At 61.8% G+C, this 13943-nt stretch carries 16 protein-coding genes; 11 read left to right on the forward strand and 5 right to left on the reverse strand.

Features of this window, described 5'->3' with window-relative positions:
* Nucleotides 1-133: 133 nt before the first annotated feature.
* The 3 genes from ACP7CJ_RS01660 to ACP7CJ_RS01670 all read left to right on the forward strand — a co-directional run bounded on the left by ACP7CJ_RS01660 (nucleotide 134) and on the right by ACP7CJ_RS01670 (nucleotide 1766).
* Complete coding sequence (locus ACP7CJ_RS01660) at nucleotides 134-1039, forward strand: alpha/beta hydrolase (RefSeq protein ID WP_426099580.1); 906 nt, start codon at nucleotides 134-136, stop codon at nucleotides 1037-1039.
* Nucleotides 1036-1362, forward strand: a complete 327-nt coding sequence (locus tag ACP7CJ_RS01665; protein ID WP_247402792.1) for a hypothetical protein — start codon at nucleotides 1036-1038, stop codon at nucleotides 1360-1362. The genes ACP7CJ_RS01660 and ACP7CJ_RS01665 overlap by 4 nt, the downstream gene beginning before the upstream one ends.
* 119 nt (nucleotides 1363-1481) lie before the next feature.
* Complete coding sequence (locus ACP7CJ_RS01670; protein ID WP_247402790.1) at nucleotides 1482-1766, forward strand: hypothetical protein; 285 nt, start codon at nucleotides 1482-1484, stop codon at nucleotides 1764-1766.
* A gap of 54 nt (nucleotides 1767-1820) precedes the next feature.
* Here ACP7CJ_RS01670 and ACP7CJ_RS01675 read toward each other — a convergent pair whose 3' ends face one another.
* From ACP7CJ_RS01675 to ACP7CJ_RS01685, 3 genes are all read right to left on the reverse strand, one after another.
* Nucleotides 1821-2606 (reverse strand): OmpA family protein, encoded by a 786-nt coding sequence (locus tag ACP7CJ_RS01675; RefSeq protein ID WP_426099579.1) that lies wholly within the window; start codon nucleotides 2604-2606, stop codon nucleotides 1821-1823.
* Between the two features lie 56 nt (nucleotides 2607-2662).
* Nucleotides 2663-3088, reverse strand: coding sequence for a DUF4398 domain-containing protein (locus tag ACP7CJ_RS01680; protein WP_247402785.1), 426 nt, complete (start codon nucleotides 3086-3088; stop codon nucleotides 2663-2665).
* 284 nt (nucleotides 3089-3372) lie between these two features.
* Nucleotides 3373-3717, reverse strand: a complete 345-nt coding sequence (locus tag ACP7CJ_RS01685; protein ID WP_276196820.1) for a pilin assembly protein — start codon at nucleotides 3715-3717, stop codon at nucleotides 3373-3375.
* A gap of 197 nt (nucleotides 3718-3914) precedes the next feature.
* On the opposite strand from ACP7CJ_RS01685, the gene ppc reads away from it, so the two are divergent.
* The 6 genes from ppc to ACP7CJ_RS01715 all read left to right on the forward strand — a co-directional run bounded on the left by ppc (nucleotide 3915) and on the right by ACP7CJ_RS01715 (nucleotide 10527).
* Nucleotides 3915-6560, forward strand: a complete 2646-nt coding sequence (gene ppc, locus ACP7CJ_RS01690) for a phosphoenolpyruvate carboxylase (RefSeq protein WP_276196821.1) — start codon at nucleotides 3915-3917, stop codon at nucleotides 6558-6560.
* A 280-nt stretch (nucleotides 6561-6840) separates the two neighbouring features.
* A complete protein-coding gene (gene adk, locus ACP7CJ_RS01695) occupies nucleotides 6841-7488 on the forward strand; it encodes an adenylate kinase (protein ID WP_276196822.1) in 648 nt (215 codons plus the stop codon).
* An 89-nt stretch (nucleotides 7489-7577) separates the two neighbouring features.
* A complete protein-coding gene (gene tsaB, locus ACP7CJ_RS01700) occupies nucleotides 7578-8261 on the forward strand; it encodes a tRNA (adenosine(37)-N6)-threonylcarbamoyltransferase complex dimerization subunit type 1 TsaB (protein WP_276196823.1) in 684 nt (227 codons plus the stop codon).
* A gap of 248 nt (nucleotides 8262-8509) precedes the next feature.
* Nucleotides 8510-8812 (forward strand): hypothetical protein, encoded by a 303-nt coding sequence (locus ACP7CJ_RS01705; RefSeq protein WP_247407821.1) that lies wholly within the window; start codon nucleotides 8510-8512, stop codon nucleotides 8810-8812.
* Entirely contained in the window at nucleotides 8812-9672 is an 861-nt protein-coding gene (locus ACP7CJ_RS01710) for a DUF72 domain-containing protein (protein ID WP_426099578.1), read from the forward strand. Before ACP7CJ_RS01705 ends, ACP7CJ_RS01710 begins: the two co-directional genes overlap by 1 nt.
* Before the next feature lie 27 nt (nucleotides 9673-9699).
* Nucleotides 9700-10527, forward strand: coding sequence for an isocitrate lyase/PEP mutase family protein (locus ACP7CJ_RS01715; protein ID WP_276196825.1), 828 nt, complete (start codon nucleotides 9700-9702; stop codon nucleotides 10525-10527).
* Between the two features lie 41 nt (nucleotides 10528-10568).
* On the opposite strand, the gene ACP7CJ_RS01720 is transcribed toward ACP7CJ_RS01715, so the two are convergent.
* The gene (locus tag ACP7CJ_RS01720; protein WP_276196826.1) at nucleotides 10569-11189 is read right to left on the reverse strand and encodes an energy transducer TonB; all 621 of its coding nucleotides are present in this window, start codon (nucleotides 11187-11189) and stop codon (nucleotides 10569-10571) included.
* A 96-nt stretch (nucleotides 11190-11285) separates the two neighbouring features.
* Here ACP7CJ_RS01720 and ACP7CJ_RS01725 point away from each other — a divergent pair, with 96 nt between their 5' ends.
* The gene (locus tag ACP7CJ_RS01725) at nucleotides 11286-12068 is read left to right on the forward strand and encodes a class I SAM-dependent methyltransferase (RefSeq protein WP_426099576.1); all 783 of its coding nucleotides are present in this window, start codon (nucleotides 11286-11288) and stop codon (nucleotides 12066-12068) included.
* Nucleotides 12069-12086: 18 nt separating this feature from the next.
* On the opposite strand, the gene ACP7CJ_RS01730 is transcribed toward ACP7CJ_RS01725, so the two are convergent.
* Nucleotides 12087-12746 carry a TetR/AcrR family transcriptional regulator gene (locus ACP7CJ_RS01730; RefSeq protein WP_276196828.1) on the reverse strand — a complete coding sequence of 220 codons (660 nt, stop codon included), beginning with the start codon at nucleotides 12744-12746 and terminating at the stop codon, nucleotides 12087-12089.
* 93 nt (nucleotides 12747-12839) lie between these two features.
* Between ACP7CJ_RS01730 and ACP7CJ_RS01735 the strand changes: the two genes are divergently transcribed.
* On the forward strand, nucleotides 12840-13940 hold the full coding sequence (locus ACP7CJ_RS01735) for an efflux RND transporter periplasmic adaptor subunit (RefSeq protein ID WP_276196829.1): 1101 nt from the start codon (nucleotides 12840-12842) through the stop codon (nucleotides 13938-13940).
* The last annotated feature ends 3 nt before the right edge of the window (nucleotides 13941-13943 follow it).

Raw genomic sequence — 13943 nt, forward strand, 5'->3', positions numbered from 1 at the left:
GAGGGGGCTTGCTCCCGATAACGGTGTCAGTAAATGCAACTGTGACTGACCCACCGCCATCGGGGCCAAGCCCCCTTCCACAGTTGGACCTGCACGCGCCTGAACATTTCGACGATCAGCGAGGCTTCAACGGATGAGAATCCTCGGCATTCTTTGCCTGCTACTCACACTGAACGGTTGCAGTTCCCTGCTGTTCTACCCGGAGCCCGGCTTGCCGTTCACGCCGCAAAAGGCGCACCTGGAATATCGCGACGTCACGCTCACCACTGCCGACGGCGTCAAGCTGCATGCCTGGTGGTTGCCGGCCAAACCCGGGGTGCCGCTCAAGGGCACGGTGCTGCACCTGCACGGTAACGGTGGCAACCTGGCCTGGCACCTGGGCGGCAGTTGGTGGTTGCCGGAGCAAGGCTATCAAGTCCTGTTGCTGGATTATCGCGGCTATGGGCTGTCGCAAGGAAAGCCATCGTTACCGGCGATCTATCAGGACGTCGACGCGGCTTTCAGTTGGCTCGACCAGGCGCCTGAAACCCAGGGCCAGCCGTTGATCGTCCTCGGCCAAAGCCTGGGCGGCGCGCTGGCCGTGCATTACCTGGCGACCCACCCGGAGCGGCAGACCCAACTCAAGGCCCTGGTGCTGGACGGCGTGCCCGCCAGTTATCGTGACGTAGGACAATTCGCCCTGAGCACCTCCTGGTTAACATGGCCGTTTCAAGTGCCCTTGTCTTGGCTGGTGCCCGACGCCGACAGTGCGATCAATGCCATGCCCCAGTTGACCGGGGTGCCGAAACTGCTGTTCCACAGCCTGGATGACCCCATCGTGCCGCTGTCCAATGGCATTCGTTTGTATCAGGCCGCGCCTGCACCCAGGGTGTTGCAACTGACCCGTGGCGGCCATGTGCAGACCTTTGCCGACAAGACCTGGCAAACTGTGATGCTGCGTTATCTGGATGACCCGCTGCATTTCAACGGCCTGCGCCGCCTGGGCGAAATTCCGAATTACCCTATTCCTAAAGTTGACTCATCAGAGAGCCCGCAATGAGCGAAGAACGCAACATGATCCCGCTGATCCTCACCGGCATCGGCACCATCATCGGCACCGTCGGTTGCCTGTGGTTTTATGGCTACCTGCATTTCGCCAAACCGGACGATGCGTTGCTGCTCAGCGACTTCACCATGCTCAAGACCGTGCCTGGCGAGGACTACAAGATCTCCCTGACCCCGGCGGCGCAAGTGGCGCAATGCGTCGATGGCGTGCTGGTGATGTTCGATACCGAGCAAAAAGGCCTCAGCGGTGTGCTGGTGAACAACAAAAAGCAGGCCGTGCGTTGCGTGGGCCAGGAAACCCCGCAGTTGCAGCAGTAGCCAGTTGCGGGCAGTACCGTCCGGCTTGAAATTCCTGGAACCGTTTTGCGTAAGACGCCACTGATTGGCTTGTCAGCGTTGCTGATAACAATCCTTACGAAAAAATCCGGGAGAGCGCAATGGCTATCAGTGCAATCGATAGAGCGATGGGCATGGTCAATGGGCAGAACCGCCTTGATCAGGGTGGCTCGCAAGAGGCTGGTCAGCAGCAGGGGAAGATGGAACCTGAGCTGATCAAGAAGCTTCTGGACATGTTGGCAGGTGCTGGTGCCGGCGGTTCTCAGGGCGCTGGCGGTTCCGGCGGACAGCCGGATATGGAGCAACTGAACAAGATGATGGGCGGTCGCCAAGGCATGCAAGCGATGATGCCGGACAGTGATAACGGTCGTAAGATCGGCGGTTGATAGGCAAAAAAACCCCACCGTTCAGGTGGGGCTCTTGTTTCCAGCATCCATCAATCAGTAAGCGACGGACGAACGTGGCTTGACTGGCTGGTTGTCGTTGGAAATGGTCACTTCTACGCGGCGGTTCATGGCGCGGCCCGACACGCTGCCGTTATCGGCAACCGGGTATTCCTTGCCATAGCCCTGGGTCACGATGCGTGAAATGTCCACGCCTTGCTGGGCCAGTGCGCGCTGTACGGAGGCCGCACGGCGCTCGGACAGGCTCTGGTTGTACGAATCGGAACCGGTGCTGTCGGTGTAGCCTTCGACGATCACTTTACGGTCCGGATTATCGCGCAGGAACTGCGCCAGCTTGGCGATATTGACCATGCCGTTGGGGTTCAGGTCGGACTTGTTGGTGGCAAACAGCACGTCACCAAAGGTCACCAGGGTGCCGCGCTCGGTCTGCTTGGCGTTCAGGCTGTCTTGCAGTTGCTTGATCTGCGCATCACGGGCATCGAGCAGGGCGCGGGCGCGCTCGTCACCGGCGTTTTTCAACTTGGCTTCGGATTCGCGCAGCGCGATGGTGTCTTTGGCCAGTTCAACGCGCTGGTTGGTCAGGTACGCCAACTGGTCGACTTTCTTCTGGTCTTCCTTGTCGCGGTAAGCCTTGTCCGCCTTGTCCAGCCATTCGCTGGCGTCCTTGGTTTCCAGGGCCGCTATCTTGGTGGCTTGCGGGTTGGCTTGCAGGGCCGAGAAGTTGGTCCGTGCATTTTCCAGGTTCGCGTTCGGCGGGGTGGAGCAAGCCGCCAGAGCAACGCTTATCGCCAGCAGGGCAGGGATCATCAATTGTTTGCGCATAGTCGTGTCGTCCTTTCAATTCGATATCAGGTGCGATGCAGCCAAGGGGCGGCGCCTTATTTCTGCTGGATAGCGGCCGGGCGCATGCCTTCCTTGCGCAGCTCGTCAACCGCTTTCTGGGAGTCCTTCACCGCCAGTTCGGCCTTGGCGGCCTGGGCCTTACGCTCAGCGACGCGGGCGTCCCACTCGGCTTGCTCGGCCAGGCGACGGGCTTCGTCATAGTTCTTGTCGTGCATGGCGATTTCGGCTTGCTTGAGCTTGTCCTGGGCCGACTTCATTTCCACGGCGGCAAACTCGGTGCCGCCGGCGCTGACGGCGCTGTTGACCGCAGACTGGGTCACGGCGTATTGCTCGGTTGGTGGGTTCCCGGCGCAGCCCGCGAGGACGAAGCTGGTGCCGATCGCCAGCGCGGCCAGTTTGAGCCCGCGCAGGTGGTTAAACGTGGATTTGGCAGTGCTGGTCTTCATCGTTTTCAACTCCATTGGATAACGCCTCAAAAACATCAAAGTCCATCTCACTGGTCAGCGGCTGCGGGCCCGGCGGTAAAGCGCGAAACGCCTATTCAAACGGCCGTTCCAAGTGATGGCTTACTGGCTGTGACCTGGGGATTTTTTCAAAAGTTCAGTGAGGATGGCGATTTGCCAAAAAAAATACCTGACTAAATGGTCAGTACTTTTTGGCTTGAACTTTCGCCGCGCGCAGAGGTACTCCGGGCCCTTGTGAGGCCCGGAAATACGTGGGATGAAGAGTGTTTAAGGACGGTTTGTCAGTGCTTCGGTTCGTCGGCACTGGCCGACATGTCGTGCAGATAGCGGCGCGACAACGTCAGAAAGCGCGGCGTAGGGCCAACGTCTTCATACAGCGGATCGCCCTCTTCGTCGGTGGCAATCACATGCTGGCCCTTGATGTACGGAAAGCTGGCTTCCAGCTCTTCAAGGGCGGCGCCGATCAGCTCGCCGAGCAACTCTTGTGGATGGCGCTTGGGGTACATATCTGCAATGGCCGCCAGCCTGGCGGCGGATTCCACGTCCAGATGGATCGCGTACTCCGTCTTGGTCAGGTGACCCTTGGCGTTTTCTTCCCAATGCTGGGCCAGTTCTCGAATTTTCATGGCAACCTCAATAAAACCCACGGTAACGGGCGGTGATGAGTGACCAGCCGCCTACGTGGATAAACACGGCGGCTCAATATTCAGACTAGCTGTAAGCCACAAGGTTTAACGTCGTTTGTGGTTGGCCTTGTCAGACAGTGACGCGAGCGGCACTCTGAAGGACTGCGCGTCCCGGATTTCTGCCTGGAGATTGGCTGATGAGTGATATCGATGCACGTTTGCGTGAGGATGTTCACCTGCTGGGTGAACTGTTGGGCAACACGATTCGAGAGCAGTACGGCGATGATTTTCTCGACAAGATCGAGCAAATTCGCAAAGGCGCCAAGGCTGACCGCCGTGGCGCGGCGGCCGAGCAGGCGGCGGGCGAGGAACTCAGCGCCAGTCTGAACCAGTTGCAGGAAAACGAACTGCTGCCCGTCGCCCGGGCCTTCAACCAGTTCCTCAATCTGGCCAACATCGCCGAGCAGTATCAGTTGATTCATCGGCGCGATGAGTCGCAACCGGCGCCCTTCGAATCGCGGGTGTTGCCGGAGTTGTTGGCCCGCCTGCAACGCGAAGGCCACAGCAATGAATCCCTGGCCCGTCAGTTGGGGCGCCTGGAGATCGAGCTGGTCCTCACTGCCCACCCCACTGAAGTGGCCCGTCGCACCCTGATCCAGAAATACGATGCGATTGCTGCGCAGTTGGCACTGAAGGATCACCGTGACCTCACCACGGCCGAGCGCGAGCAGATCCGCGAGCGCCTGCAACGGCTGATCGCCGAAGCCTGGCACACCGAAGAAATCCGCCGTACCCGGCCTACGCCTGTGGACGAAGCCAAATGGGGCTTCGCAGTGATCGAGCACTCGTTATGGCAGGCGATCCCGAATTACTTGCGCAAGGCCGACCATGCGCTGTACGCCGCGACCGGCCTGCACCTGCCTTTGGAGGCGGCGCCGATTCGCTTCGCCTCGTGGATGGGCGGCGACCGTGACGGCAACCCGAATGTCACCGCGCCGGTCACCCGCGAAGTCTTGCTGCTGGCGCGCTGGATGGCGGCCGATCTGTACCTGCGCGATATCGATCACCTGGCCTCGGAGCTGTCGATGCAGCAGGCCAGCCCGGCGTTGCAAGCCAAGGTTGGCGACAGCGTCGAGCCATATCGCGCGCTGCTCAAGCAACTGCGTGATCGCCTGCGTGCGACTCGCCAATGGGCCCACGCGTCGTTGAGCGCGGGCATCCCGGCGCCGGCGGATGTGTTGCAAAGCAACCGCGACCTGCTGGACCCGCTGGAGCTGTGCTACCAGTCGCTGCATGAGTGCGGCATGGGCGTGATCGCCGATGGCCCGTTGCTCGATTGCCTGCGCCGTGCGGTCACCTTTGGCCTGTTCCTGGTGCGGCTGGATGTGCGCCAGGACGCCAGCCGCCACACGGCGGCGATGACCGAAATCACCGATTATCTCGGTCTGGGTCGTTACGAAGACTGGAACGAAGAGATGCGCATCAGCTTCCTGATGAAGGAACTGGCCAATCGTCGACCGCTGCTGCCGGGCTATTTCAAACCGTCGGCCGATACCGCTGAAGTATTGAACACCTGTAGGGAAATCGCCGCCGCACCGGCCGCGTCCCTGGGTTCGTATGTCATCTCGATGGCCGGTGCCGCGTCGGATGTGCTCGCGGTGCAACTGCTGCTCAAAGAGTCGGGCGTGCAACGGCCGATGCGTGTGGTGCCGCTGTTCGAAACCCTGGCCGACCTCGACAACGCCGGCCCAGTGATCGAAAAACTGTTGCTGCTGCCGGGTTACCGCGCACGGCTGCAAGGCCCGCAGGAAGTGATGATCGGCTACTCGGACTCGGCCAAGGACGCTGGCACCACCGCCGCAGCCTGGGCGCAGTACCGAGCGCAGGAACGCCTGGTGGATATCTGCCGCGAGCAACAGGTGGAACTGCTGTTGTTCCATGGCCGCGGCGGCACCGTTGGGCGAGGCGGCGGCCCGGCCCACGCGGCGATTCTGTCGCAGCCGCCGGGCTCGGTGGCAGGGCGTTTCCGCACCACCGAACAAGGCGAAATGATCCGGTTCAAATTCGGCCTGCCGGACATCGCCGAGCAGAACCTCAATCTGTACCTGGCGGCGGTGTTGGAAGCGACGCTGTTGCCACCGCCGCCACCGGAGCCGGCCTGGCGCCATTTGATGGATGAATTGGCAGCAGACGGTGTCAGCGCCTACCGCGCCGTGGTGCGGGAAAATCCGCAATTCGTCGAGTATTTCCGCCAGTCCACCCCGGAGCAGGAATTGGGGCGCCTACCTTTGGGCAGTCGCCCGGCCAAACGCCGTGCCGGCGGTATTGAAAGCCTGCGGGCGATCCCGTGGATCTTCGGCTGGACCCAGACCCGCCTGATGCTGCCCGCCTGGCTCGGCTGGGAAGCGGCGCTGAGCAAGGCCCTGGAGCGCGGGGAGGGTGAGTTGCTGGGGCAGATGCGCGAGCAATGGCCGTTCTTTCGCACCCGCATCGATATGCTCGAGATGGTGCTGGCCAAGGCCGATGCCGATATCGCGCGGCTCTATGACGAGCGTTTGGTGCAGCCGGAGCTGTTGCCGTTGGGTGCGCATTTACGCGACCTATTGTCGCAGGCTTGCCAGGTGGTGCTTGGCCTGACCGGCCAGTCGCAACTGCTTGCCCATAGCCCGGATACCCTGGAGTTCATCCGTCTGCGTAACACCTACCTCGACCCCTTGCACTTGTTGCAGGCCGAATTACTGGCGCGCTCGCGTCGCCAGGAAGCGGCGCAAGACAGCCCTCTGGAACAGGCGCTGCTGGTGTCCGTGGCCGGTATCGCGGCCGGCTTGCGCAACACCGGCTGAGGTTTTTTGCATGTTCTCAACGGCTTGCGGATAACCCACGACGGCCGCCCTGAAAAAGGCGGTCGGCGTTTAGAGGGTCGGGTTGCACCCAGGCACACCCCACCTATGACGCACGTGTGGTGCGGGTTTTTCCTACTTTTGGCGGCTTGTGTGGTTAGGGCCTGCTGTGTATCTTGATCAGCCTTTGGCCGTTTGTGCGGCCTGGGCCCACATTTTTACGAGATTGGCCCCACGCGGCGAATCCGAGCGTCATCTCTATAAAAAATTGAGGAGCACATCGATGCGCGTCATTCTGCTGGGAGCTCCCGGGGCCGGTAAAGGTACTCAGGCAAAGTTCATCACTGAAAAGTTTGGCATTCCACAAATCTCCACCGGTGACATGCTGCGCGCTGCGGTAAAAGCAGGCACCGAGCTGGGTATTCAAGCCAAGAGCATCATGGATGCCGGCGGCCTGGTTTCCGATGACCTGATCATCGCACTGGTCCAGGACCGTATCGCACAACCTGATTGCGCCAATGGCTTCTTGTTCGACGGCTTCCCACGCACCATTCCCCAGGCGGAAGCCCTGGTGACGGCGGGTGTCGAGTTGGACGCAGTGGTCGAAATCGCGGTTGAAGATGAAGAGATCGTCCAGCGTATCGCCGGTCGTCGCGTTCACGAGGCCTCGGGTCGCGTGTACCACACCGTCTACAACCCGCCGAAAGTGGAAGGCAAGGACGATGTCACCGGCGAAGACCTGGTGCAGCGTAAAGACGACACTGAAGAAACCGTGCGTCATCGCCTGTCGGTCTACCATTCCCAGACCAAACCGCTGGTGGACTTCTACCAGAAGCTGTCGGCTGCCCACGGCAAGCCGAAGTACAGCCACATCCCTGGCGTCGGCTCGGTGGAAGCGATCACCGGCAAGGTGCTAAAAGCGCTGAGCTGATCGAATGATCGGCTTTACGCACAACGGCCCGCTTGCGGGCCGTTGTTGTTTATACTGGCGCACTTTTTTCGACTTGGACACCGACACCGATGAGCACCCTGCTGGCCCTGGACACTGCGACTGAAGCTTGCTCGGTTGCCTTGCTGCACGATGGCAAGGTAACGAGCCACTACGAGGTGATCCCGCGCCTGCACGCGCAGAAGCTGTTGCCGATGATCAAGCAACTGCTGGAGGACGCCGGCACGAGCCTGTCCGCCGTGGACGCCATCGCCTTCGGCCGTGGCCCGGGCGCCTTTACCGGTGTGCGCATCGCCATCGGCGTGGTCCAGGGCCTGGCCTTTGCGTTGGAGCGCCCGGTGTTGCCGGTGTCCAACCTCGCCGTGCTGGCACAGCGGGCGTTGCGCGAACACGGTACACGGCAAGTGGCGGCGGCGATCGATGCACGGATGGATGAAGTCTATTGGGGCTGCTACCGCGAAACCGACGGCGAGATGCGGCTGGCAGGCGCTGAGGCCGTGCTGCCGCCCGAAGCGGCGGTGTTGCCGAGCGATGCCAGCGGTGACTGGTTCGGTGCCGGCACGGGCTGGGGCTATGGCGAACGCATCGGCGTGTCGCTGGTTGGCCAGGACGCTGCAATGTTGCCGCATGCCGAAGACTTGCTGACCCTGGCGCGCTTTGCGTTCGAGCGTGGCGAGGCGATTGCTGCCGACCTCGCAGCGCCGGTGTACCTGCGCGATAAAGTCGCGCAGACCAAGGCCGAGCGCGGCCTTTGACCTGTGGCGAGGGAGCTTGCTCCCGCTGGGGCGCGAAGCGGCCCCTAAAATCTGGGACCGCTGCGCAGCCCAATGGGAGCAAGCGCCCTCGCCACACCAAGGGCGCCATACCAAAAAACGCGCCAATCGTCAGAATTTGCTCCAGTGTTTAAACCTTTTTCAATTTATGTGTTCTAGTTATCACCAGAGCATTTGCGCGTTATGGATTGCGCCACTAAAATGCCATCACCGATACCGAGTTCGCATCGATGCGTATAGACGGATTTTCCTCACAGTCCTACCCCCTCAAGCGTAAGCCGCGTAAGGCAAACGTCACGGTAGACGAATCCGTCGAGGATTCGCCGGACTTCATCGAGGTCCAGTCCGAAGCGTCGTCCAGCCCCCAAGGCGCCGCAAACGCACGTATCGGCGGTCTTCCCGCCCGTCAGCAAGACATGCTCTTCCCGCGCTCCATGAGCAAAAGCGTCGCCACCGCCCTGGCCAGCTACCTGACCACCGCCGGCTTTGTCGAATGGGATATGGAAGTGCTGGGTCTCGACATCCACATCTGATGCGCCTGCCTTATTTTATCGGTTGCCCGTCCTGGAGTGAAAACGCCTGGCGCGAGTACCTGTACCCCGTCGATGCCCGCTCCAGCGACTACCTCGCGTTGTACTCGCAGGTCTTCAATGCGGTTGAAGGCAATACCACTTTTTATGCGCGCCCGTCGGCTGCCACCGTGCAGCGCTGGGCCGAGATCATGCCCGAGGATTTTCGCTTCACCGCCAAATTCCCCCGTGACATCAGCCACGGCGGCGACCTGCGTGAGCAGTTGCCGGCGGCGCACAGTTTCGTCGGGTTGATGAGCCCGCTGGGTGAGCGCGTCTCACCGCTGTGGCTGCAACTGTCGGCGAGTTTTTCGCCGCAGCGCCTCGGCGAACTGGCCGGGTTTATCGACGGGCTGGAACGCCCCTTGGCTGTGGAAGTGCGTCACCCGGAGTTCTTCGCCAAGGGTGATGCCGAGCGGATGCTCAACCGTCTGCTGCGCGACCGTGGCGTCGAGCGGATCTGCCTCGACCCTCGCGCCCTGTTCAGTTGCACGTCGACCTCGGCGGCCGTGCTGCATGCCCAAGCAAAAAAGCCCAAAGTGCCACCGCGCCCGGCGGCGTTGACCCTGTTTCCCCAAGTGCGGTTTATCGGCCATCCCGAGCTTGAGGCCAACGACCCGTTCCTGATCCCATGGGTGGAAAAGATCGCCGGTTGGATCGAAGAAGGGCGCACGCCCTATGTGTTCCTGCACACCTCGGATAACCGCCTCGCCGCGCAACTGGCGCTGCGTTTCCATGCCAAGTTGATGGCACGTTTGCCCGGCCTACCCGCGTTGCCGACCTTGCACCGCGAACCCGCAGCCGAGCAACTGGGGTTACTCTAAGGCTTCTTTTCCCGCCAGGAGTCAGTCATGGATGCCCAAACCCTTCGCGCCGAAACCTTCAAGGCCCTGCATGAGCGCGATCGTGCGTTCGTAATGCCCAACCCGTGGGACGCCGGCTCAGCGATCATGCTCGCCAGTCTCGGCTTTGAAGCCCTGGCCACCACCAGCGCAGGCTACGCGTTCAGCCTGGGGCGCCCGGATGCCGAAGGGGCGTTGTCCCTGGAAGACACCTTGGTCAATGCCGCAATGATCGCCAAGGCCACGGCGTTGCCGGTGGCCGCCGACCTGGAGAACGGTTTCAGCGACACGCCCGACGGTTGCGCCCAGACCATTTTGCGCGCCGCTGCCTGCGGTATCGTCGGCGGCTCCATCGAAGATGCCACGGGTATCGCCGTCGACCCGATCTATCCCTTTGACCGCTCCGTCGAGCGTGTGGAAGCCGCCGTCGCTGCGGCGCGCAGCCTGCCATTCCGGTTCATGCTGACGGCCCGCGCAGAAAACCTCCTGCATGGTCGCCTGGATTTGCCTGACACTATTCGCCGGCTGCAGGCCTACGCCGAAGCCGGTGCGGACGTGCTCTATGCGCCAGGGCTGCGCAGTGCCGAGGAGGTGCTGGCGCTGGTCAAGGCCGTGGCGCCAAAGCCGGTGAATGTGCTGATGTCCGGCGGTCTGAAGCTCAGCGTGGCGCAGTTGAGCGCGATGGGCGTCAAGCGTATCAGTGTGGGCTCGGCCATGGCGCTGGCGGCGTATGGCGAGTTCTACCGGGCGGCGCAGGAGGTGTACGAGTCTGGCACCTTCACCTTCACCGAACGCTCGATGCCCTACAGTCAGGCCAGTCAATTCTTCAAGGATTAAGCGGTGCGTGTTCTTAAGGCGATGGGGCGCTGTGTTGAGGCTTAAGCAGCCAGGCGCAGGTTGTTGACGACCAGCGGGCGGGCCCAGTGGTAGTCGAAGTCCAGAGCCTTTTGTTGGGCGGCCAGTTCTTCTTGCGGGAACGGTGTGGCGGCCGGTGGCAGCAGGTCCAGTTCGAATTCGGCGATCGGCAAGTGCAGTGGGCGCGGTTGCGGCGCTGGGCCGGGTTCCGGCAGAGGTTGGCCGGCGCTCAGTACGATCGGGCGCACCCAGCCGCTTTCAAAACTCTGCTGGCGCTGCTGGGCAACGATTTCTTCTTGCGGGAACGGCGTGGCGGCCGGTGGCAACAACTCGGTTTCGAATTCGGCGATCGGCAGGAACAGCGGCTCAGGCGGGGCGATCTCGGTGTCTTTCACGTCGCATTCACGTTGGGTGAGGATTTGCGACAGCAGGTCGGCGCCCGCGCTGGGCTCCACTGCTGGGTCCAGCGGCGCCGATGCCTTGGCGGCGAGCGCATCCGGCGTTTCACCGAGCTGCTCGGCCAACGCGCGGGCGAAGAAGTCCTGCCACACATGACTGACTCCGGCCAGCGCTTGAGTATTGCGCAGGCCGTAGTTGTTGTGGGTCGGCAGTACACCGATGGTTAGCGGAAGAATGTCTGACATTTTTCTCGGTCGACGCTCAGCTCTGGCAAAATACCTGATCCTTGTTTCTATCGGCCGTTATTGGCCGATCCTTAATATTTTTGAGCGTAGCGATTCATGAGCGAACAACCAGCGGCCAGCCGCATCCAGGTCGAGGCCTTGGCCGACGGCTTCCAGGCCCGTGCCGAACAGTGGGCTGCGCTGCTTGGCTTGCCGTTACAGCTGACGGATGCGGAATTTTCCCTGCAAGTCGGGGAACAAGGCCTGCAGTTGCAACAGCTCGGGCCTGACGCGCCGGGGCCGGTGCGCGTGGATTTTGTCGAAGGCGGCGCGGCGCACCGGCGTTTGTACGGCGGCGGCAGCGGGCAGATGATCGCCAAAGCCGTCGGTATCGCCCAAGGCGTGCGCCCACGGGTGCTGGACGCCACGGCCGGGCTGGGCAAGGACGCGTTCGTGCTGGCCAGCCTGGGCTGCGAGATGAGCCTGATCGAACGTCAGCCGCTGATCGGCGCGTTGCTCGAGGACGGCCTGGCGCGCGCTGCCGATGATTTTGAGGTGGCACCGATCGTGGCGCGGATGACGCTGCTCAAGGGCAATTCCATCGAGGTGATGCTCAACTGGCAAGGCGAGCCGCCCCAGGTGATCTACCTTGATCCGATGTTCCCGCACCGTGAGAAAACCGCCTTGGTGAAGAAGGAAATGCGCCTGTTCCGGCCATTGGTGGGCGACGACGCGGACGCACCGGCCCTGCTGGCGGCGGCGCTGGCCCTGGCCAGCCATCGCGTGGTGGTCAAGCGCCCGCGCAAGGCGCCGTGTATCGAAGGGCCCAAGCCGAGCCATGCGCTGGATGGTAAGTCCAGCCGCTACGACATCTATCCGAAAAAAGCACTCAAGCCCTAAGCCATACGCTACAAGCGGTCACCCGTTGCCGCTTGCAGCGGGTTCTCTGCGATAGGCCCGCATAAACAATCCCACCACATCCTGCACATGGGCTTCGGCCGCGTCCTCGCTTAACTGCCCGCCACAGCCATACAACAAGCAGAAGTTCGCGGTGCCCTTGAGCAGGCAGAAGAAGTGTTCGGCTGCGGTAAAGGGCTTGTCGATGCTCAGCGCGCCGCTCTGGTCGATGCGCCCAAGTAGACGCTCCATGCCTTGCAACATGCGCATCGGCCCGGCTTCGAAGAAGACCTGTGAGAGTTTTACGTCCTGATTGCCGGTGGTCATCATCAGGCGGTGCAGGCTCAACGATTCCTTGCTGTTGATCAGCCGATGGAAGCGTCGCCCGATATTCAGCAGCACCGTCTCCACAGGCACGCCTTCGGGCAGCTCGAAGTACATCACCGGCAACTGTTCTTCGCACTTGGCCACCACGGCTGCGGTGAACAAGGTCTCTTTGTCGGTGAAGTGGCTGTAGACGGTCAGTTTCGATACGCCGGCCTCAAGGGCCACGGCATCCATGCTGGTATTTGCGTAACCGTTGCTCAAAAACAGGATTTTCGCTGCTTCGAGGATTGCCTGGCGTTTTGCCATGTCCTTGGGACGCCCAGGGCTGTTGGTGTTGACGGGATTGTAGGACATTTCCACCTTTAATACTGGACTGGTGAGTTTGGTATTAATAACATACTGCCCAGTATAATTATTCCAAGCTCCATTTGCGAAAGGTCCTTCAGCATGCGCAGCATTCTCTTGCCCCTTGCGTTGCCTGCCAGTCTGCTGGTTTTACTCGCCGCCTGCGGCCATGAAGAATCGGCCCAGACCACCCTCCGCCCGGCCATGGTGGTGCAACCACAGCCTTCGGCGCAGGCGATGGACAGCTATCCGGGCGAGGTGCGCGCGCGGTATGAGCCGGACCTGGCCTTTCGCATCGGCGGCAAGGTCAGCCAGCGGCTGGTGGAAGAGGGCGCGCGGGTCAAGGCCAATCAACCGTTGGCGGAACTCGACCCGCAGGATGTGCGCCTGCAACTGGAAGCCACTCGCGCCCAGGTGACCGCCGCCGAGGCCAACCTGAGGCTGGTGCGTGCCGAGCGTGACCGCTACAAGACCCTGATGGACCGTCAGATGGTCAGCCGTTCCCAGTACGACAATGCGGAAAATCTCTACCGATCGGGTGAAGCACGCCTCAAGCAGATCAAGGCCGAGTTCGATGTATCCAGCAACCAGGCCGGTTATGCCGTACTCCGCGCCCCGCAGGATGGCGTCGTCGCCAAACGCGCGGTGGAAGTCGGCCAGGTGGTCGCCGCGGGCCAGACCGTGTTCACCCTGGCCACCGATGGCGAGCGTGAAGTGCTGATCAGCCTGCCCGAGCAAGGCTTCGGCCGGTTCAAGATCGGTCAGCCGGTGTCGGTCGAATTGTGGAGCCAGCCGGACCAGCGGTTTGCAGGACGTATTCGTGAACTGTCGCCCGCCGCCGATCCGAAATCGCGCACGTTCGCCGCTCGCATCGCGTTCAGCGGTGGCAAGGTTCCGGCAGAACTGGGCCAGAGCGCCCGCGTTTTCATACAGGCCGACGGCGTTATTCCGCTGTCGGTGCCGCTGTCCGCCCTGAGCGCGGAGAACGGCGCGTCCTACGTCTGGCGCGTGCAGCCGGATAACACCCTTGTGCGTACCCCGGTGCGTATCGGTGCCTTTGGCGAAAAAACCGTACCCGTGCTCGAAGGCTTGAGCCCCACCGACTGGGTGATTGCCGCCGGTGTCCATGTGCTCCATGAGGGCCAACAAGTGCGCCCGGTGGATCGCTCCAACCGGGTGGTGAATCTGGCGGTCAAGGAGTAGTCC

Origin of the sequence: Pseudomonas sp. PSPC3-2 (genome assembly GCF_049897085.1) — a bacterium.
Lineage (GTDB): Bacteria > Pseudomonadota > Gammaproteobacteria > Pseudomonadales > Pseudomonadaceae > Aquipseudomonas > Aquipseudomonas paraveronii.